The organism is Pseudonocardia sp. P1, assembly GCF_000178675.2.
GTDB lineage: Bacteria > Actinomycetota > Actinomycetes > Mycobacteriales > Pseudonocardiaceae > Pseudonocardia.
This window is the reverse complement of the sequence record NZ_ADUJ02000001.1, coordinates 5,105,267-5,123,265: the sequence shown is the minus strand read 5'-3', so window position 1 is coordinate 5,123,265 and position 17,999 is coordinate 5,105,267. Positions and strand designations below refer to the sequence as shown.

The 17,999-nt window shown below is 75.0% G+C and carries 17 protein-coding genes; 9 read left to right on the top strand and 8 right to left on the bottom strand.

Translation table 11 applies throughout. The annotated features are described in order from the left end of the window. Nucleotides 1-89: 89 nt before the first annotated feature. Complete coding sequence (locus PP1_RS23690; RefSeq protein WP_010228144.1) at nucleotides 90-1,538, top strand: flavin-containing monooxygenase; 1,449 nt, start codon at nucleotides 90-92, stop codon at nucleotides 1,536-1,538. Nucleotides 1,539-1,619: 81 nt separating this feature from the next. Here PP1_RS23690 and PP1_RS23685 read toward each other — a convergent pair whose 3' ends face one another. The 3 genes from PP1_RS23685 to PP1_RS23675 form a co-directional block, all read right to left on the bottom strand. Further along, nucleotides 1,620-1,910: a hypothetical protein gene (locus PP1_RS23685; RefSeq protein WP_010228145.1), complete on the bottom strand. Its 291-nt coding sequence runs from the start codon at nucleotides 1,908-1,910 to the stop codon at nucleotides 1,620-1,622. Between the two features lie 339 nt (nucleotides 1,911-2,249). Continuing rightward, the gene (locus PP1_RS23680; protein WP_010228147.1) at nucleotides 2,250-3,005 is read right to left on the bottom strand and encodes an SDR family NAD(P)-dependent oxidoreductase; all 756 of its coding nucleotides are present in this window, start codon (nucleotides 3,003-3,005) and stop codon (nucleotides 2,250-2,252) included. A gap of 7 nt (nucleotides 3,006-3,012) precedes the next feature. Continuing rightward, on the bottom strand, nucleotides 3,013-3,891 hold the full coding sequence (locus PP1_RS23675; protein WP_060575105.1) for a LysR family transcriptional regulator: 879 nt from the start codon (nucleotides 3,889-3,891) through the stop codon (nucleotides 3,013-3,015). A 152-nt stretch (nucleotides 3,892-4,043) separates the two neighbouring features. On the opposite strand from PP1_RS23675, the gene PP1_RS23670 reads away from it, so the two are divergent. From PP1_RS23670 to PP1_RS23660, 3 genes are read left to right on the top strand one after another with little or no spacing between them, the layout of a single operon-like run. Beyond that, nucleotides 4,044-5,360, top strand: a complete 1,317-nt coding sequence (locus PP1_RS23670) for an MFS transporter (RefSeq protein WP_050802427.1) — start codon at nucleotides 4,044-4,046, stop codon at nucleotides 5,358-5,360. Further along, on the top strand, nucleotides 5,357-6,820 hold the full coding sequence (locus PP1_RS23665; protein ID WP_010232970.1) for an AMP-binding protein: 1,464 nt from the start codon (nucleotides 5,357-5,359) through the stop codon (nucleotides 6,818-6,820). Before PP1_RS23670 ends, PP1_RS23665 begins: the two co-directional genes overlap by 4 nt. 19 nt (nucleotides 6,821-6,839) lie before the next feature. Then, entirely contained in the window at nucleotides 6,840-7,493 is a 654-nt protein-coding gene (locus PP1_RS23660) for an RraA family protein (RefSeq protein WP_238591938.1), read from the top strand. 15 nt (nucleotides 7,494-7,508) lie between these two features. Here PP1_RS23660 and PP1_RS23655 read toward each other — a convergent pair whose 3' ends face one another. After that, entirely contained in the window at nucleotides 7,509-8,216 is a 708-nt protein-coding gene (locus tag PP1_RS23655; RefSeq protein ID WP_083697216.1) for a FadR/GntR family transcriptional regulator, read from the bottom strand. 166 nt (nucleotides 8,217-8,382) lie between these two features. Here PP1_RS23655 and PP1_RS23650 point away from each other — a divergent pair, with 166 nt between their 5' ends. The 3 genes from PP1_RS23650 to PP1_RS23640 are packed head-to-tail and all read left to right on the top strand — an operon-like array spanning nucleotide 8,383 to nucleotide 12,421. Beyond that, nucleotides 8,383-9,747: an SLC13 family permease gene (locus PP1_RS23650; protein WP_075314605.1), complete on the top strand. Its 1,365-nt coding sequence runs from the start codon at nucleotides 8,383-8,385 to the stop codon at nucleotides 9,745-9,747. Between the two features lie 29 nt (nucleotides 9,748-9,776). Then, nucleotides 9,777-10,964 carry a CaiB/BaiF CoA transferase family protein gene (locus PP1_RS23645; protein WP_010237939.1) on the top strand — a complete coding sequence of 396 codons (1,188 nt, stop codon included), beginning with the start codon at nucleotides 9,777-9,779 and terminating at the stop codon, nucleotides 10,962-10,964. Continuing rightward, a complete protein-coding gene (locus tag PP1_RS23640) occupies nucleotides 10,961-12,421 on the top strand; it encodes a carboxyl transferase domain-containing protein (protein WP_075314607.1) in 1,461 nt (486 codons plus the stop codon). The genes PP1_RS23645 and PP1_RS23640 overlap by 4 nt, the downstream gene beginning before the upstream one ends. A 46-nt stretch (nucleotides 12,422-12,467) precedes the next feature. Here PP1_RS23640 and PP1_RS23635 read toward each other — a convergent pair whose 3' ends face one another. From PP1_RS23635 to PP1_RS23625, 3 genes are read right to left on the bottom strand one after another with little or no spacing between them, the layout of a single operon-like run. Continuing rightward, nucleotides 12,468-13,208, bottom strand: coding sequence for an HAD-IIA family hydrolase (locus PP1_RS23635; protein WP_202796315.1), 741 nt, complete (start codon nucleotides 13,206-13,208; stop codon nucleotides 12,468-12,470). Between the two features lie 50 nt (nucleotides 13,209-13,258). After that, nucleotides 13,259-14,074, bottom strand: a complete 816-nt coding sequence (locus PP1_RS23630; RefSeq protein WP_010225437.1) for an Fpg/Nei family DNA glycosylase — start codon at nucleotides 14,072-14,074, stop codon at nucleotides 13,259-13,261. After that, nucleotides 14,074-14,541, bottom strand: a complete 468-nt coding sequence (locus tag PP1_RS23625) for a ribose-5-phosphate isomerase (protein ID WP_010225435.1) — start codon at nucleotides 14,539-14,541, stop codon at nucleotides 14,074-14,076. Before PP1_RS23625 ends, PP1_RS23630 begins: the two co-directional genes overlap by 1 nt. An 18-nt stretch (nucleotides 14,542-14,559) precedes the next feature. Between PP1_RS23625 and PP1_RS23620 the strand changes: the two genes are divergently transcribed. After that, a complete protein-coding gene (locus PP1_RS23620) occupies nucleotides 14,560-15,234 on the top strand; it encodes a DUF429 domain-containing protein (protein WP_010225434.1) in 675 nt (224 codons plus the stop codon). Between the two features lie 17 nt (nucleotides 15,235-15,251). After that, nucleotides 15,252-16,058 (top strand): MBL fold metallo-hydrolase, encoded by an 807-nt coding sequence (locus PP1_RS23615; RefSeq protein WP_075314609.1) that lies wholly within the window; start codon nucleotides 15,252-15,254, stop codon nucleotides 16,056-16,058. A gap of 315 nt (nucleotides 16,059-16,373) precedes the next feature. Here PP1_RS23615 and PP1_RS23610 read toward each other — a convergent pair whose 3' ends face one another. Next, nucleotides 16,374-17,927 carry an MFS transporter gene (locus tag PP1_RS23610; RefSeq protein ID WP_075314611.1) on the bottom strand — a complete coding sequence of 518 codons (1,554 nt, stop codon included), beginning with the start codon at nucleotides 17,925-17,927 and terminating at the stop codon, nucleotides 16,374-16,376. Nucleotides 17,928-17,999: the final 72 nt, after the last annotated feature.

Genomic DNA, 17,999 nt, shown 5'->3' with positions numbered 1-17,999 from the left:
GCCGGGCGACGGCGGCCCGCAGGGGCCGGTACGGGCACCCGGGGTCCGCCCATCCGCGGCTACGGTGATCGCGGCGACAGGGAGGTCCCATGCACGCACCGAGCGTTCTCATCGTCGGCGCCGGGTTCGGCGGCATCGCCGCCGCGATCGAGCTGCGCGCCCACGGCATCCGCGACGTGTCGATCGTGGACGCCGCGCCCGGGCTCGGCGGCACGTGGCTGCACAACACCTACCCGGGTGCGGCCTGCGACGTGCCGAGCCACCTCTACTCGTTCTCGTTCGCGCAGCGCAGCGACTGGTCACGGCTGTGCTCCCCGCAGCCGGAGATCCTCGCCTACCTGCAGGACGTGGCGAAGGAGTTCGGCGTCGACGACCTGATCGAGACCGGCACCCGGATCGTCTCGGCGGACCGGCCGGACGCCGACGGGCCGTGGACGGTCGTCGCCGAGGGCGGCCGCACGTGGACGGTCGACGTGCTGATCGTCGCGACCGGCCAGCTCAACACCCCGGTCACCCCCGGCATCCCCGGCAAGGACTCGTTCGCCGGGCACACCTTCCACTCGGCACGCTGGGACCACGACCACGACCTGCGGGGCCGCCGCGTCGCCGTCATCGGGACGGGGGCCAGCGCGGTGCAGTTCGTGCCGGCGATCGCTCCCGAGGTCGGGCACATGACCGTCTTCCAGCGGTCCGGGAACTGGTTCCTGCCGCGCCGCAACCGGCGCTTCCCCGCCTGGTGGCAGGGCGCGATCCGGCGGATCCCCGCGCTGCGGCGCTGGCGGCGGCGGTTCATCACCGAGTACTGCGAGTCGCTGACGCTGATGATCCGGCACCCGTCGACCTGGGGCCGGCTCGGCAGGCTCTACTCGACGCTGTTCATGCGGATGCAGCTGCGCGACCCGGAGGTCCGGCGCAGGGCGTGGCCGGACTACACGTTCGGCTGCAAGCGGATCCTGTTCAGCTCGCACTGGCTGCCCGCGCTGCAGCGGGACAACGTCACGCTCGAGACGGAGCGGGTCACCGAGATCGTCCCCGAGGGCGTCCGCACCGGCGACGGGCGGCTGCACGAGGTCGACACGATCATCTGGGGCACCGGGTTCGCGGCCACCGACTTCATGTTCCCGATGGAGATCACCGGCCCCGGTGGACGGTCCATGACCGACGAGTGGGCCGACGGCGCCCACGCCTACCTGGGGATGACCGTGCCCGGGTTCCCGTCGCTGTTCGTCCTCTACGGACCGAACACGAACACCTCGGGCGGCTCCATCGTCCGCTACCTGGAGCACCAGGCCCGGTACGTGCGCGAGGCGCTGCAGGAGGCCGCACGCCGCGGGTCGAGCGGGGTCGAGGTGCGGGCCGACGTCGAGCGCGCCTACGACGAGGAGATCCAGGCCCGGTTCGGCGGTACGGCCTGGCTGCGGTGCGACTCCTGGTACCGCGACGACTCGGGCCGGATCGTCACCAACTGGCCCGGCTACATGCGGGACTACGACGCGCGCACGAAGCGGGTCGAGCCGGCCGACTACGTCTTCCACTGACCGGTCCCGACACGGATCCGCCCCGCGCCCCGTGGCGGCGGGGTGCGGGGCGGAACGCGTGCCGGTACTCCGACCGGCGGGTCAGTCGCAGCTGGTCGGGTTCCCCTTGTTCTGCGCGGCGCCTCCGCCGAGGATGCCGAGCACGTTGCCGACCGCGGCGTTGACGCCCGGGCAGACGTTGGCGTTGTTGAGGACGTTGACGTCGTCGAGGTTCACCAGGCCGAACTGGTCGCCCCGGGTGTTGCCGACGTCCTGGACGAACGAGTCGCCGTCGCCGTCCCACTCGTCGGCCGGTGCGGCCGACGCCAGCGGGCTGAACGCGACGAGTGTCGCGACGACTGCGGCGCCGGTGACCGCGAGTTTCCTGCGCATGATCTTTCTCCCCGATCGTGTCCGGTGGGACGGACGTGCCGTGTGAGCACCATCGGGACGCCTGTGCGTCACGACATTGCGGACGGTAGGCAGCCGGTCGCAGCCGGAGATACGGCTGCGACCCGGTCGAGTGATGAGTGGGACGGTGACACCGAAAGAGTGGGTGTGAGTCGCCACGGACCGCGTTTCCCAGGACACCCGACACGGTGCGTCTCGGTGCCGCAGCCACCGATCGCCCAGGGTCACCGTTCCGGCGCTCCGGGGCGCGGAGTGCACCACCCGGCGGGGTGATGTCGTGACCGGCGTGTCGCGACGTCCGGCGTGTCGGGCCGGCCGGGCTCAGAACACCGAGTAGCCGCCGTCGACGACCATCTCGTCGCCGGTGTGGAAGGTCTGGGCCGGGTCGGCGAGGTAGGCGCCCACGCGCTCGAACTCGTCCGGCTCGGCCCAGCGCCGCACCGGCGTCCGCGCGGTGGTGGCGGCGCGGAACCGGTCGTCGTCGTGGGCGGGGGCGGCCAGTGCGGTCCGCGTCCAGCCCGGGACGACGGCGTTGACCCGCACCCGGTGCCGCGCCAGCTCGACGGCGAGCGTGCGGGAGAGCCCGAGCATGCCGGTCTTGCTGGCGGCGTAGGCGGCCTGGCCGCGGGCGCCGTAGCGGGACACCATGGACGACACCAGGATCATCGAGCCGCCGGTGCCCTGTTCGACGAACCGCCGGGCACCCTCACGGCAGGTGAGGAACGCGCCGTCCAGGTTGGTCGCGGTGACCCGGCGCCAGTCCTCCAGCGTGGTGTCGGTGATCGGCCGCGCGTCGGTGGTCCCGGCGTTCGCGACGACGCAGCCGAGCGGCCCGCCGCGCTCCACCGTCTCCGCCATCGCCCGCCCGACCGACGCTTCGTCGGCGACGTCGCAGGTGACGGCGCGGGCGGTCGCGCCGATCCCCTGCAATCCGTCGACGGCCGCCGCCGACTTCGCGGTGTCCCGGGCCCAGATCGTGATGGATCCGCCGGCCCGCGCGATACCGGTGGCCAGCGCCAGGCCGATGCCCCCGTTCCCTCCGGTGACGACGGCGTGCAGTCCGGTCAGGTCGGTCATGTGCCGATCATGCACGAACTCCCGCCGCGTCGAGCAGCGCCGGGAGCACCGGGTTCGACCCCTCCCGCTTCCACGCCAGCGCCAGCGCCACCAGCGGCGGGTCCGCCAGCTCGACCAGCACCACCCCGGGCGTGCGCAGGTCGGCGGTGGCGTCGAGGGCGAGACCCACGCCCACGCCGGCGCCGACCAGCGACAGCAGGGTGTGCGTCTCCGGCGCCTCCTGCTCGATCCGGGGCATGAACCCGGCGCGCAGGCAGGCGGCGTCGACGGCGGTGCGCATCAGCGCCATCCGCGCCGACGGGTAGGCGACGAACCGCTCGTGGGCCAGCTCGGCGAGGTCCAGCACGTCCCGCCCGGCCAGCGGATGCTCGTCGGGCAGTGCCGCCATCAGCCGTTGGCGGGCCAGCTCGTGGACGACGAGGCCCTCGTCGTCGACGGGGGTGCGGATCAGCGCGGCGTCGATCCGGTCGGCGCGCAGGTCCTCGGCCAGCTCCCCGGAGAACCGGCCGGTGGACAGCGCCAGCCGGGCGAGCGGGTGGCGCTCGCGGAACCGGCGGGCGGTCGCGTACAGCCACCGGTTGGAGCTGGGCCCGGCGAACCCGAGCCGCACCGTGCCGGTGCCGCCGTCGGCGGCCTGCCGGGCCGCGGTCACGGCCTCCCCCGCGGCGGCGATGGCGCGGCGCGCGAGCGGGAGGAACGCCTCGCCCGCGGGGGTGAGCGCGACGGCCCGGGTGTGCCGGTCGAACAGCGCCGTACCGACCTCGCGTTCCAGGCGGCGGATCTGCTGGGACAGCGGTGGCCCGGACACCTGCAGCCGGGCGGCGGCCCGGCCGAAGTGCAGCTCCTCGGCGACCACCACGAACGACTCCAGCTGGCGCAGCTCCATCGGTACACCATGTCGGTCCGACGACAGAATGGGAACCCAGAAAGTCCCGACGACGACCGAATGACGTTCTACGGTTGCGTCGCGGTGATCGCGGCCGGTGTGGCCCGCGGCACCGGCCCAGGGTGCAGCATCCCAGTGCAAGGGGGCACGCGATGAGCACGAGCACACCGGCCATGCGCCGGAAGGCGGGGATCGCCTCGTTCGTCGGTACGACCATCGAGTGGTACGACTTCTACATCTACGGCACCGCCGCGGCGCTGGTGCTCGGACCGCTGTTCTTCCCGAACGCCTCGCCGGCCGCCGGGGTGCTGGCGTCGTTCGCGACGTTCTGGGTCGGCTTCCTCGCGCGGCCGATCGGCGGGATCGTCTTCGGCCACCTCGGTGACCGGCTCGGCCGCAAGAACGCGCTGGTGGCGACACTGCTGCTGATGGGCGTCTCGACCCTCGCGATCGGCCTGCTCCCGACCTACGCCTCGATCGGCGTGATGGCGCCGGTGCTGCTCGTCGTGGCCCGGCTGGTGCAGGGCCTCGCCGTCGGCGGCGAGTGGGGCGGGGCGGTGCTGATCGCCTCGGAGCACGCGTCGAAGGGCAAACGGATCCTCTACGGCGCGTTCGCCCAGCAGGGCAGCCCGGCCGGGCAGATGCTCGCCACCGGGTCGTTCGCGCTGGCCGCGATGCTGCCGGAGGAGGCGTTCCTGTCCTGGGGCTGGCGGGTGCCGTTCCTGGTGTCGGCGGCGCTGGTCGTCGTCGGGCTGGTGATCCGGCTGCGGATCGAGGAGAGCCCGGAGCTCGTCGCGCTGCGCTCCACCGGGCGGACGTCGCGGTTCCCGCTCGCCGACCTGTTCCGGGAGCGGGCCGGGATGGTCGTCGTCGCCGTCGGGGCGTGCGCGCTGGTCGCCGCGGCCGCCTACTTCAAGAACACGTTCGCGCTGGCGTGGGCCGTCAACGACCTCGGGTTCGACCGTCAGGTGTTCCTCAACGTCGTGCTGATCAGCTCGTTCGTGCAGTTCTGCACGCAGCCGCTCGGTGCGTTCATGGCGACCTGGTGGAACCCGCGCAAGGTCGTGACCGTGCTGCTGCTGATCGAGCTCCCGCTGTTCCCGCTGATGTTCGCGCTGATCTCCACCGGGAACTTCGCGCTCGCCGCGCTCGGCATGGCCCTCGCGACCCTGCCGCACACCATGTACTACGCGATCCTGGCCGGGATGCTGGCCGAGGCGTTCCCGGCGCGGATGCGCTACACCGCGATCTCGCTGTCCTACGCGCTCGCCGGGACGCTGTTCGGCGGGACCGCACCGCTGATCGGGCAGTCGCTGCTCGCCGTGACCGGGTCGATCGTGCCGGTCGTCGTCTACTCGCTGGTCATCGTGCTGGTCTCGCTGTTCGCCGCGCGCTTCGTGCTGGCCCGCGGGCCGGTCCCGGACGAGGTGCCCGCGGGCGTCACCACCACCACGGAGAGGACGTCGTGACACCGCTGTTCCCCGAACCCGTGATCGCCGCCGGGTCGACGCCGCTGGCCGCCCGGCTGCGCGAGCTCGTCGCCGCCGCGCCGGACGCGCCGCTGGCCTCCGACGGCGACACGGTGCTGACCCGGTCGGAGTTCGACGCCCGCACGAACCGGCTGGCCCGCGCCTTCGCCGAGCGCGGCGTCACCCGCGGCGACCTGGTGTCGATCGCGCTGCCGAACACCGTGCGGCACCTGGAGTGCTCGGTCGCGGCGTGGAAGCTCGGCGCGGTGCCCCAGCCGCTGTCCGCGGCGCTGCCCGACGCCGAGCGCGACGCGGTGCTCGCGGTCGGGCGGCCCGCGCTCGTCGTCGACGCGGCGTCCGGGATCACCGGCGACGGCCACGACGACGGCCCGCTGCCCGACGTCGTCGGGCCGTCCTGGAAGGCGCCGACCTCGGGCGGCTCGACCGGGCGGCCGAAGCTGATCGTCGCCGGTCAGGCGGCCTGCGTCGAGCAGGCGCTGGCCCGGGTCGACGGGCTGCGGATCGACCGCGACGGCGTCATGCTCTGCACCGCGCCGCTGCACCACAACGCGCCCTACATGTTCGCGCTGATGGCGTTGCTGCAGGGCCACCACGTCGTGCTGATGCAGCGGTTCGACGCGGCCCGCACCCTGGAGCTGGTCGGCGAGCACGGCGTGACCTGGCTCTACGTCGTCCCGACGATGATGGGCCGGATGCTGCGCCTGCCGCCGGAGCACTGGGACGACGCCGACCTCGGCAGCCTGCGCACCGTGCTGCACGTGGGCGCGCCCTGCCCGCCGGAGGTCAAGCGCGGTTGGCTGGAGCGGGTCGGCCCGGAGACCGTGATCGAGCTCTACTCCGGCACCGAGTCCCAGGCCGGCACCCTGATCGACGGCCGCGAGTGGCTGGCGCACCCCGGCTCCGTCGGGCGGGTCACCCGTGGCGAGATGAAGGTCTGCGACGACGACGGCCGCGAGCTCGGCCCCGGCGCGACGGGCGAGATCTGGATGCGCTCCGGCGGGACGCCGACGTACCACTACCTCGGTGCGACCCCGCGCGAGCGGGACGGCTGGGAGTCGCTGGGCGACATGGGGGCCCTCGACGCCGACGGCTACCTGTACCTCGCCGACCGGCGCTCGGACATGATCCTCGTCGGGGGCGCCAACGTGTACCCGGCCGAGGTGGAGGCGGCGCTCGTCGCGCACCCGGACGTGCGGGACGCCGTCGTCGTCGGGCTGCCCGACGTCGACTACGGCCGGATCGTGCACGCGATCGTCCAGCCTGCGGCCGGGGCCCGTCCCGGCCTGGAGGACCGGCTGCGGGAGCACTGCGCGCAGCGGCTCGGCCGCGCCAAGAACCCGCGCGGGTACGAGCTCGTCGACCATCCGCTGCGCGACGACGCCGGGAAGGTCCGCCGCTCGGAGCTCGCCGCGGCGCGCAGGAGCCCGCTCGCGGGGTAGGTGCGCGATGATGGCGATCATGACCGAGCTCCTGGACCGGCTCCGCGCGCTGCAGGTGTCCTCGCTGTGCGACGCCGACAAGTCGCTGCCCGTGGTGGATCCGGCGATCCACGCCCTACTGCCCGGGACCTCCCTGGCCGGCCCGGCCGTCACCGTGAGCTGCGTGGACGACCACCTGCCGATGTTCGCCGCACTGCGGGCCGCCGCCGAGGGATCGGTGCTGGTCGTCGCCGGGGCCGGCGGCACCCGCGCGGTGGCCGGCGAGCTGTTCGCCACCGAGGCGCGGCGGCGCGGGCTGGCCGGGATCGTCGTCGACGGGCTGGTGCGCGACGTCCGCGGCCTGCGCGCGATCGGTCTGCCGGTGTTCGCCCGCGGGACCTGCCCGGCGTCCGGGTCGGTGCAGGACCCGGGCACCGTCGACGAGCCGGTCGCGTTCGGCGGGATCGTCGTGGCCCCCGGCGACGTCGTGTGCGGCGACGACGACGGCCTGCTCGTCGCCCCGCCCGACCGGCTCGCGGGGATCGTGGACACGGCCGAGGAGATCGAGCGGGCGGAGACGGCGCTGGTCGCGGCGATGCGGCGCGGCGAGGAGCTGCACGGGCTGACCACCGTCGACGAGCACGTGGCCGCGCTCCGCCGCGGCGAGCGGTCCGCGCTGGGGTTCCGGGTCTGAGCGACCCGGCCCGGGTCAGTCCGGGTCCTGCAGCAGCGCCACGTCGGAGACGGCGTCGATGTGCTCGGCCATCGTCCGGGCCGCGGCGTCGGCGTCCTGCGCGCGGATCGCCTCGACCACCAGCCGGTGCGCGGCGAGCGACTCGGCCGGGCGGCCGGGCTGGCTGAGCGACTCGATCCGCGACTCGCGGATCAGCTCGGAGATCTCGCCCATCAGCGTGCCGAGCAGCCCGGAGTGCGCCGCCGTCGTGACCGCGGCGTGGAACTGCTCGTCACCGCGCACGCCGCGCCCGCCGCCGTCGACGTCGGCGGCCATCGCCGCCACCGCCTCGTCGATCCGGGCGAGGTCGGCGTCGGTGCGGCGCCGGGCGGCGAGCGCCGCGATCCGCACCTCGAGCGCCTGACGCGCCTCGATCACCTCGCGCAGCCGGTGCCGGCGGGCCCGCAGCGCGTGCAGCACCTGCCGGTCGGCGGGCACCTCGCGGATCACCGCGCCGTCGCCGTGCCGGACGTCGATCACGCCCTGGACCTCCAGCGCGACGAGTGCCTGCACCACCGACGCCCGCGACACCCCGAGCAACCCGGCCAGCTCGCGCTCGGCCGGGAGCCGGTCGCCGGAGCCGAGCCCCTGCTCGGTCATGTGGTCGAGGAGCCGCTCGACGAGCTGCTCGTACAGGCGCGGGCGGGCCAGCGGCTGCAGTGACCGTGCGGACTCCCGGATCACGGGCCACCTCCGTTCGTGGTTGACAGCACCCTACCGGAGGTGGATAGTCCACTGGGCCAGTGGCCAGTCCACTGCTCCACTGTTCCACTGCTCTCCTGCGCCACCTGGTCGTCCGCTCCGTCCACCACGTCCCGCCGAGGTCACCGCCGACCTGGAGGTTCCCGCGATGCCACCGGATCTCATCGCCCTGCTCGTGCTCGTCTGCGTCTTCCTGGTCGCCACCCTGCGCCCGGTCAACATGGGCGCCGTCGCCCTGGTCGCCACGTTCGTCGTCGGCACGTTCGTCGTCGGCGAGTCCACCGACGAGCTGCTCGCCGGGTTCCCCGGGGACCTGTTCGTGATCCTGGTCGGGGTCACCTACCTGTTCGCGATCGCGAAACGGAACGGCACCGTCGACTGGCTGGTCGCCCGCGCGGTCCGGCTGGTCGGCGGCCGCACCGCGCTGATCCCCTGGGTGATGTTCGTCGTCTGCGCGGCCGTCACCGCCGCGGGCGCCGCGTCACCGGCCGCCGTCGCGATCATCGCGCCGGTCGCGCTCGGGTTCGCGCACCGGCACCGGATCTCGCCGATGCTGATGGGCGTCATGGTCGTGCAGGGCGCCTCGGCCGGGAGCTTCTCGCCGATCGGGATCTTCGGCGGGATCGTCAACGGCGTCGTCGCCCGCAACGGGATCGCCGCCGACCCGACCGTGCTCTTCCTCGCGACGTTCGGGTTCAACGCCGTGCTCGGCGTGCTGGCCTTCCTGGTCCTCGGCGGCCTGCGGCTGGCCCGCGGCGCCGGCAGCGCCGATCTCGACGAGCTCGGCGGCGAGGCCGTCTCCGCGTCCCGGGCCGCCACCCACCGGCCGGTCCCGCCGCACGCACTCGCCGGGAGCGGGCCGACCCGCGCCGCGGCCGCGACCGCCACCACCGAGCCGGCCACCGACACCGCGCCGCGGCTGGGCCGCGAGGGCGTCGCCACCCTGACCGGGCTGCTCGGGCTGATCCTCGGCTCGCTGGTGCTCGACCTGGACGTCGGGTTCGTGGCGGTGACCGTCGCGGTGCTGCTCACCCTCGCTTTCCCACGGACCAGCGCGGGGGCCGTGCACGAGATCAGCTGGAGCACCGTCCTGCTGATCGGCGGGATCGTCACCTACGTCGCGTTGCTGGAGCGCACCGGCACGATCGACCGGCTCGGCGCCGGCGTCGCCGGGATCGGCGCCCCGCTGCTCGCCGCGCTGCTGATCTGTCTCATCGGCGCCGTCGTGTCGGCGTTCGCCTCCACCACCGGCATCCTCGGGGCGCTCATCCCGCTGGCCGTGCCGTTCCTGGCCGCCGGTCAGGTGTCGGCGACCGGGCTGATCGCGGCGCTGGCGATCTCGTCGTCGGTCGTCGACTCCAGCCCGTTCTCCACCAACGGCGCGCTCGTCGTCGCCAACTCCGCGGAGGAGCGCCGTGACGCGGTCTTCCGCGGACTCATGACCTGGGGGATGTCCCTCGTCGTGCTCGCCCCGCTCGTCAGCTGGGCGCTGCTCGTCCTGCCCACCGCCTGAACCCGCCGTCCCCCTCGGAAGGAGCCCCCATGGCCCGCCCCGCCACCGGCCCGCTGCACGACGTCCTGGTCGTCGACCTCAGCCGGGCACTCGCCGGACCGCACGCCACGATGATGCTCGGCGACCTCGGCGCCCGGGTGATCAAGATCGAGAACCCGGTCGCCGGGGACGACACCCGTGGCTGGGGGCCGCCGTTCGTCGGCGACGAGGGCGCCCGGGAGTCGACCTACTTCCTGTCGGCGAACCGGAACAAGGAGTCCGTCGCGCTCGACCTCAAGTCCGACGACGGCCGCGCCGCCCTGCGCGAGCTGGTCCGCCGCGCCGACGTGCTGGTCGAGAACTTCCGGGTCGGCGTCCTGGACCGGCTGGGCTTCGGCACCGACGAGCTGTTCGCGCTCAACCCGCGCCTCGTCGTCCTGTCGATCACCGGGTTCGGTCACGACGGGCCGGAGGCACACCGCTCCGGCTACGACCAGATCGCGCAGGGCGAGGCCGGGCTCATGTCGGTCACCGGCTCCGGCCCGGACGACCCGCAGCGCGTCGGCGTCCCGATCGCCGACATCCTCGCCGGCATGTACGGCGCGTACGGGGTGCTCGCGGCGCTGCACGAACGGGAGTCCACCGGCGCCGGGCAGGTCGTGCGCTCCTCGCTGCTGTCGGCCGTCGTCGGGGTGCACGGGTTCCAGGGCACCGCCTGGACGGTCGCCGGGACCGCCGGGCAGGCCCGCGGCAACCACCACCCGTCGATCTCGCCGTACGGGATGTTCCGCTGCGGCGAGGGCGCCGTGCAGCTGTCCTGCGGGTCGGAGGGACTGTGGCACCGGCTGTGCGCGGAGTTCGGTCTCGATCCCGACGCGGAGGGCATGAGCACCAACCCCGAGCGGGTCGGGCACCCCGACCTGGTGCGGACGACCGTCGAGGACGCGTTCGCCGGCGACACCGCGGACGCGACGCTCGCCCGGCTGGCCAGGGCCGGTGTCCCGGCCGGGCGGATCCGCTCGATCGACGAGGTCTACGCCTGGGAGCAGACCCGCAGCCAGGGCCTGCTGATGGAGGTCGAGCACGCGTCGCTGGGGGCACTGACCGTGCCCGGCCCGCCGCTGCGGTTCTTCGGACCGGACGGCGACGAGACCTCCCCCTCCGGGCACGCCGCCGCCCCGGTGCTCGACCAGCACGGCGACGCGGTCCGTGCCGAGCTCGCGGGCGGCCCGCGGTGAGCGCCCCGGCCCGGGCCGTCCCCGGCTCGGCGCAGCTGCTCGCGACCGTCCTCGACGCCGGGTCGTTCCGGTCGTGGGACGCGCCCGCCACGCCGCCCGCCGGTGCGGACGCCCGCTACCGCCGCGAGCTCGCCGCCGCCCGCGACGCGGCCGGGACCGACGAGTCGCTGGTCAGCGGCGAGGGCCGGGTCGGGGGACGGCGGCTGGCCGTCGCCGTCAGCGAGTTCGGCTTCCTCGCCGGTTCGGTCGGGTCCACCGCGGCCCGGCGGCTCGTCGCGGCCGTAGAGCGGGCCACCGACGAGCGCCTGCCGCTGCTGCTCTCCCCGGCCTCCGGTGGCACCCGGATGCAGGAGGGGACGCCCGCGTTCCTCGAGATGATCACGATCGCGGACCGGGTCGCCGCGCACCGCCGGGCCGGGCTGCCGGTCGTCGTCCACCTGCGGCACCCGGCGACCGGCGGGGCGTTCGCGTCCTGGGGGTCGCTCGGCACCGTCACGACCGCCGAGCCGGGTGCGCTGGTCGGCTTCCTCGGCCCGAAGGTGTACCGGGCGCTGCACGGCACGGACTTCCCCCCGGACGTGCAGCGGTCCGAGAACCTGGCCGCGCGCGGGATCGTCGACGCCGTCACCGGGGTCGACGGGCTCGCCCGGCTGCTGGACGCGCTGCTCGCCGTCGTCGAGCGGCGGCCGACGGTCGCCCCGGCCGCACCCCCGTCCCCGGAGCCGCACGGCGGCCCCGCACCGGACGCCTGGGCGTCGATCACCGCCACCCGGCGGCCGGACCGGCCCGGGGTGCGCGAGCTGCTGGACCGCGAGGCGGGCGACGTCGTCCCGCTGCACGGCACCGGCGCCGGCGAGATCGCGGCCGCGACCGTGCTGTACCTGGCCCGGATCGGGAGCACGCCGTGCGTCCTCGTCGGTCAGGACCGCGCGGCCGAGCGGCCACCGGGGCCCGCCGATCTGCGGGTCGCCCGGCGCGGCTTCGCACTGGCCCGCGAGCTGCAGCTCCCGCTCGTCACGGTGGTCGACACCGGCGGCGGCGAGCTGAGCGCCGACGCCGAGAACGGCGCACTGGCCGGTGAGATCGCGCGCTGCCTGGCCGAGCTCGCGGACCTGCCGGTACCGAGCGTGTCGGTGCTCGCAGGTCAGGGATCGGGCGGCGCGGCGCTGGCGCTGTTCGGGGCGCGGCGCCGGATCGCGGCCGGGCACGCCTGGCTGACCCCGCTGCCGCCGGAGGGCGCGAGCGCGATCGTGCACGGGACACCCGACCGGGCCGCCGAGGTCGTGGCGGCGCAGCAGGTGCGCGCCACGGACCTCGCCGACGCCGGCGCGGTCGACCGGATCGTGCCGGAACATCCCGACGCCGCCGACGAGCCGGCGGCGTTCACGGCGCGGCTCGCCCGGGCGATCGAGGAGGAGGTGCGGATCGCCGCGACCGGGCCGGGTCGCCGTCGCTGACCGTCGCCGGTGCTCTCATACGTCCGTCCCAGACGGACGATCAGGGCTACACGTCGTCGACGAGGTCCGCGACCGAGGGCACGACCCGGTTCGGCCGGAACGGGAACCGGTCGATCTCGGACTCCTTGGTGATGCCGGAGAGCACCAGGACCGTGCGCATCCCGGCCTCCAGCCCGGCGAGGATGTCGGTGTCCATCCGGTCGCCGATCATGACCGTGGACTCCGAGTGCGCGCCGAGCCGGTTGAGCGCGGCCCGCATCATCAGCGGGTTCGGCTTGCCGACGAAGTAGGGCTCCACGCCGGTCGCCTTGGAGATCATGGCGGCGACGGAGCCGGTGGCGGGCAGGATGCCCTCCGGCGACGGCCCGGTCGCGTCCGGGTTGGTGGCGACGAACCGCGAGCCCTTCTCGACCAGGCGCATCGCGGTGGCGATCGAGGAGAAGCTGTACGTGCGGGTCTCCCCGAGCACGACGTAGTCGGGGTTGCGGTCGGTGATGACGTAGCCGACGTCGTGCAGTGCGGTCGTCAGCCCGGCCTCACCGATGACGTAGGCGCTGCCGCGCGGGCGCTGCTCGTGGAGGAACGCCGCGGTCGCCAGCGCCGAGGTCCAGATCGACTCCTCCGGCACGTCCAGGCCGGTGGCCTGCAACCGGTACCGCAGGTCCCGGGCCGTGTGGATGCTGTTGTTCGTCAGGACGAGGAACGGGATGTCCTTCTCCCGCAACCGGGACAGCAACGCGTCGGCCCCGGGGACGATGCTGCCCTCGCGGACGAGGACGCCGTCCATGTCGGTCATCCAGCAGTCGATCGGCTTGTGCTCCACCACGACACCGGACCCTAACGGTGATCCGGCTGGCACGTGGGACACCAGAACAGGTTCCGCGCCGCGTGCTCGGAGTGCCGGACCTCCGTGCCGCACACCAGGCAGGGCAGGCCGGCCCGGCGGTAGACGTACACCTCGCCGCCGTGCCGGTCCTTGCGGCCGGGTTCGCCCCGGCGCCGCGGATCGTGCTCGGGGCGCACCGTGTCGATCCGGCCCACCCGCACGCCGTCACGCATCAGGGCGACGAGATCGGGCCACATGGCGTCCCAGGTCGCGCGGTCCAGCCCCCGGCCGGGCAACTGCGGGTCGAGCCCGTGTCGGAACAGCAGCTCGGCCCGGTAGACGTTCCCGACGCCCGCGAGGACGGCCTGGTCCATCAGCAGCGTCGCCAGCGGGCTGCGCGACCGGGAGACCCGCTCCCAGACCCGGTCCGGGTCGGCGTCCCGGCGCAGCGGATCGGCGCCCAGGCGGGCCCGCACCGCCCGCGCCTCCGCCGAGGTGATCAGCTCGCACGCGGTCGGGCCGCGCAGGTCGGCGTAGTGCGACTCGCCGACGAGCCGCATCCGCAGCTGCCCGACCGGCTCCGGCGCGGGCAGCTCGGACTCGGTGAACGTCCCGTACAGCCCGAGGTGGACGTGCACGACCCGGTCCCGCCCGTAGCGGTGGAACAGGTGCTTGCCGTGCGCCTCGGCGCCGGTCATCACCTGCCCGTCGAGCAGCGCGGCAGAGCCCTCGAACCGCCCCTGCGGGCTGGAGACCCGCACCGGCCTGCGGACGAACAGCGACCGGTGCCGCTTCGCCAGCCGGTGCAGCGTGTGCCCCTCGGGCATCAGCCGGGCAGGTCGATCTCGCCGGTCTCCTCGTAGCCGAGCATCTGGTCGATCCGGCGCTGGTGGCGCTCGTCGCCGGAGAACGGGGTCGCGAGGAAGGCGTCGACGATCGCGACGACCTCGGGGAACGGGTGCTGGCGGGCACCGACGCCGATGACCTGGGCGTCGTTGTGCTCGCGGGCGAGCTTCGCGGTGTCCTCGTTCCAGGCCAGCGCGGCCCGGATGCCCTTCACCTTGTTGGCGGCGATCTGCTCGCCGTTGCCGGAACCACCGAGCACGATGCCGAGGGAGCCCTCGTCGGCGACGACCCGGCGGGCCGTCTCGATGCACCAGGCGGGGTAGTCGTCGAGGGCGTCGAACGTCGGGGCCCCGACGTCGACCGCCTCGACACCCTGCTCGGTCAGGTACTCGACGAGCTTGCCCTTGACCTCGAAACCGGCGTGGTCACTGCCCAGGTAGACGCGCACGGGGCAGGATCATCCCTCATGCGGATCGGAGGGGTGGACGGGGTCCCCACGGGCTGGGTCGTGTGCGTGCTGTCCGGGACCGGGCGGGCACGCCGGGTGAGCTGGTCGGTCGTCCCGGACGCGGCCGCCGTGCTCCGGGCGACCGCCGGGTGCGACGCCGTCGGGATCGATATCCCGCTCGCGCTGCCGTCCGGCGGGACGCGGCGGCGGGCCGAGGTCGAGGCCTCCGCACGGCTCGGGACGGCTCGGGCGTCGCTCTTCCCGACCCCGCCCGCGACGGTCCTCGCCGCCGGGTCGTACGCCGACGCCTGCGCGGCCGCGCAACGCGCCACCGGACGGAAGATCAGCGTGCAGGCGTGGAACATCGTGCCGAAGATCCGCGAGTTCCAGGACGTCGCGCTGCCCGCGCCGGTCGTCGAGGCGCACCCGGAGCTGTCGTTCCGGACCCTCGCGCCCGGCACGGGTTTCGCGTCGAAGAAGACCGCGCGCGGGGCCGGGCAGCGGATCGCGGCGCTGTCCGGGTGGGTCGACCCGGCGCTGCTGCTCGGCGACCTCCCGTCCGCGGCCCGGCTCGACGACGTCCTCGACGCCCTCGTCTGCGCCTGGACCGCCGAGCGGGTCGCCCGGGGGACGGCGGAGCTCCTCGGGCCCGGCACCGACGACCGCGGCCGGTCGACGGCGATCGCGGTGTGAGGGCACGATCGACGCCCGTGGACGGACGGTGGCTCGAACTTGCCGACGGCGTGTTCGCGCGCCGGCACGACGGGCTGGACCTGACCACCGGGCTCGTCCTCGGCGCGGACCGCGCACTGGTGGTCGACACCCGCGGTGACGACGTCCAGGGCGCCGAACTCGCCGCCGCCGTCCGCACGGTGACGACGCTGCCGCCGGTCGTCGCGATCACGCACGCGCACTTCGACCACTGCTTCGGCACGTCGGCGTTCCCCGGCGTGCCGGTGTACGCCCAGGCCGGGTGCGCGGCGGCGCTCGCCGTGACCGCGGCCGCGCAGCGTGCGGAGTGGGTGCGGCACCACCGCGACGCCGGGGACGACCGCACCGCCGACGCCCTCGCCGCCACCGTTCCGGTCCTCCCGGACGTCCCGGTCTGCCCGCGCCCGGGCTCGTCGCACCCCGTGGACCTGGGCGGACGCGTGGTCGAGCTGGTCCACCCCGGACCCGCGCACACCGGTCACGACCTGGCCGTGCACGTGCCGGACGCCCGGGTGCTCTTCGCCGGGGACCTGCTGGAGAACGGCGCGCCGCCGTCGGTGGGGCCGGACGCGTACCCGTCCCGGTGGCCCGGCGCCCTGGCGCTCCTGCTGGCCCGCGACGCGGCGACCTACGTGCCCGGGCACGGGGACCCGATGAGCCCGGGCGAGGCCGCGGCCCAGCACGCGGAGCTGCTCGCGGCTGCGGCTGCGGCAACGGGAGCGGGAGCAGGAGCGGCAGCGGCGGCGGGCGCTGGGGCGGCGGACGGTGGGGCCGCGGACGGTGGGGCCGCGGGGCCGGGTCGGTGATCGCCGGCGCCCGGAGGCGCGACTCGCGGGACCCTCGGGCGCGACCCGCGGGACCCTCGGGACGGGCCGCCGGGCACGCCGGAGCCGCCACCGGAGCCGGGTCTTCTACGAAGTCGCTTCCTCAGGCAGCGATTTCTCCGGAAGCGTGGCCACCACGAGGGGGCGTCCCTCTCGGGCAGAGAGGTGGCGCTGTGGAATCGCTGCCTGAGGAAGCGATTCCACGACACCCCACCCCCTCCGGCGGCGCGTGCGAGCTCGTGCCGCCCCTCGCGCGGATCCCCACGGCTCGGCAGGCCCCGCCGCACGACCTCGACCTCAGGGCGCTCCGCCCCGGGAGCGGCTGCGGCGCCCCTGCGACGCCGGTCGCGCCTCGTCCGGCTCCGCAGGTCGCGGCGGAACCATCGGCGCGGGATCCGACCGTCCACCCGGCAGCGCCCGCGCCACGTCCCCGGCGAATCCCGACGGGTCCGCGGCCACGCCCGTCGCACGCCGGAGCCGATACAGCTCGGTGGTCGGGCGTTCGTCGGCCGGCGGACCGCCCGGCCCGAGCGGCAGCGGCAGCGGTTGGGTCGACGGCTCGGCGGGCGCCTCGGCGGGCGGCGTGGCGGGCGGCGTGGCGGGCGGCGTGGCGGGCGGCGTGGCGGGCGGCGTGGCGGGCGACGCGGCCTCCAGGCGCCCCCGCAGCGCCAGCACCGCCGGTAGCGCCAGGACCGGGCCGAGCGCGAGTACCGCCAGCGACGCCTGCCAGCCCACGGCCCCGGCCAGCACCGGCACGGTCGCGATCCCGCCGACGGTCAGCAGGAACCCGAGCGCTGTCTGGACGGTGAGCGCGGTGCCGGGGTAGCGGGGGTCGGCAACCTCGATCGTCGCCGTCGTCAGCACGGCGGAGTCGGCGACGGCGGCCGCGCCCCACAGCACGCAGAACACCGCGACCACGACGGGTGCGGCGCCGAGGAGCAGCGGCGACAGCAGGCAGCAGAGCCCGCTCGCGACCAGTGCCGTCGCGATCACCGGGACCCGGCCCCAGCGGTCGGCGGCCCGGCCGCCCAGGACGCAGCCGGCGGCGCCGCCCAGCCCGGTCGCGACGAAGACCAGCAGGTGCTCGCCGGGGCCGGGGTCGCCGGACGCGAGCGCCGCGCCCAGCCAGGTCCACATCGCGTACAGCTCCCACATGTGGCCCAGGTAGCCCAGCACCACGAGCCGGGGCCCGCGTTCGCGGAGCATCCGGACGGCGTAGTGCGGGTCCGGCGGCGGCGCCGGGGCGTGCGCGGGGCCGGGGCGCACGAGGCACCAGGCGAGCGCCGCGGCGGCGAGCCCGCAGAGCGCCGCCCCGGCGAGCACCGCACGCCACGGCAACGCCGGCACGCCGCCGATCAGGTGCGGCAGCGCCGACCCGACCGTGAGCGCGCCGACCAGCACACCGAGGTCGCGGGCGCGGCGTTCCGGCCCCGACCAGGACGTCATGATCTTCATGCCGACCGGGTAGACCAGCGCCAGGCACATCCCGGTCGCGGCGCGCAGCACCAGCGCGAGCAGTGGTCCGTCGGCGACGGCGGCGAGCAGCAGGGTGCAGCCGGCCGCGGCCGCGGCGCCACCGGCCAGCAGGCGTTCCGGCCGGACCCGGTCCGCCAGCGTCAGCACGGACGACACCACCGCGCCCGCCGCGAACCCGAGCTGCACCGAGCAGGTGAGCCAGACCCCGGCCGTCGTCCCGATCCCCCACTCCGCACGCAACTCGGGCAGGACGGCCGACGCCGAGAACCACACCGCCAGCCCGAGCACCTGGACGACCGCGACGAGCGCACGCTGGCCGGTGCCGGTGGGCGCGCCATCGGCGCGACGGCGGTGCCGGCCGGTACGGGTGACCATCGACGGAAGGTACCGAGGGCACCTGCTGGGAACTGGTCCGTACAGCTCAGCGTCACTGCTCCGATCGGCGCA

Bases quoted from the DNA above. Each gene is read 5' to 3' on its own strand.
- PP1_RS23620 (WP_010225434.1), top strand. From the start codon at position 14,560: ATGCGGATCGGAGGGGTGGACGGGGTCCCCACGGGCTGGGTCGTGTGC.
- PP1_RS23645 (WP_010237939.1), top strand. From the start codon at position 9,777: ATGGCCCGCCCCGCCACCGGCCCGCTGCACGACGTCCTGGTCGTCGAC.
- PP1_RS23690 (WP_010228144.1), top strand. From the start codon at position 90: ATGCACGCACCGAGCGTTCTCATCGTCGGCGCCGGGTTCGGCGGCATC.
- PP1_RS23685 (WP_010228145.1), bottom strand. From the start codon at position 1,910: ATGCGCAGGAAACTCGCGGTCACCGGCGCCGCAGTCGTCGCGACACTC.
- PP1_RS23660 (WP_238591938.1), top strand. From the start codon at position 6,840: ATGACCGAGCTCCTGGACCGGCTCCGCGCGCTGCAGGTGTCCTCGCTG.
- PP1_RS23635 (WP_202796315.1), bottom strand. From the start codon at position 13,208: ATGGACGGCGTCCTCGTCCGCGAGGGCAGCATCGTCCCCGGGGCCGAC.
- PP1_RS23675 (WP_060575105.1), bottom strand. From the start codon at position 3,891: ATGGAGCTGCGCCAGCTGGAGTCGTTCGTGGTGGTCGCCGAGGAGCTG.
- PP1_RS23670 (WP_050802427.1), top strand. From the start codon at position 4,044: ATGAGCACGAGCACACCGGCCATGCGCCGGAAGGCGGGGATCGCCTCG.
- PP1_RS23630 (WP_010225437.1), bottom strand. From the start codon at position 14,074: ATGCCCGAGGGGCACACGCTGCACCGGCTGGCGAAGCGGCACCGGTCG.
- PP1_RS23650 (WP_075314605.1), top strand. From the start codon at position 8,383: ATGCCACCGGATCTCATCGCCCTGCTCGTGCTCGTCTGCGTCTTCCTG.
- PP1_RS23680 (WP_010228147.1), bottom strand. From the start codon at position 3,005: ATGACCGACCTGACCGGACTGCACGCCGTCGTCACCGGAGGGAACGGG.
- PP1_RS23610 (WP_075314611.1), bottom strand. From the start codon at position 17,927: ATGGTCACCCGTACCGGCCGGCACCGCCGTCGCGCCGATGGCGCGCCC.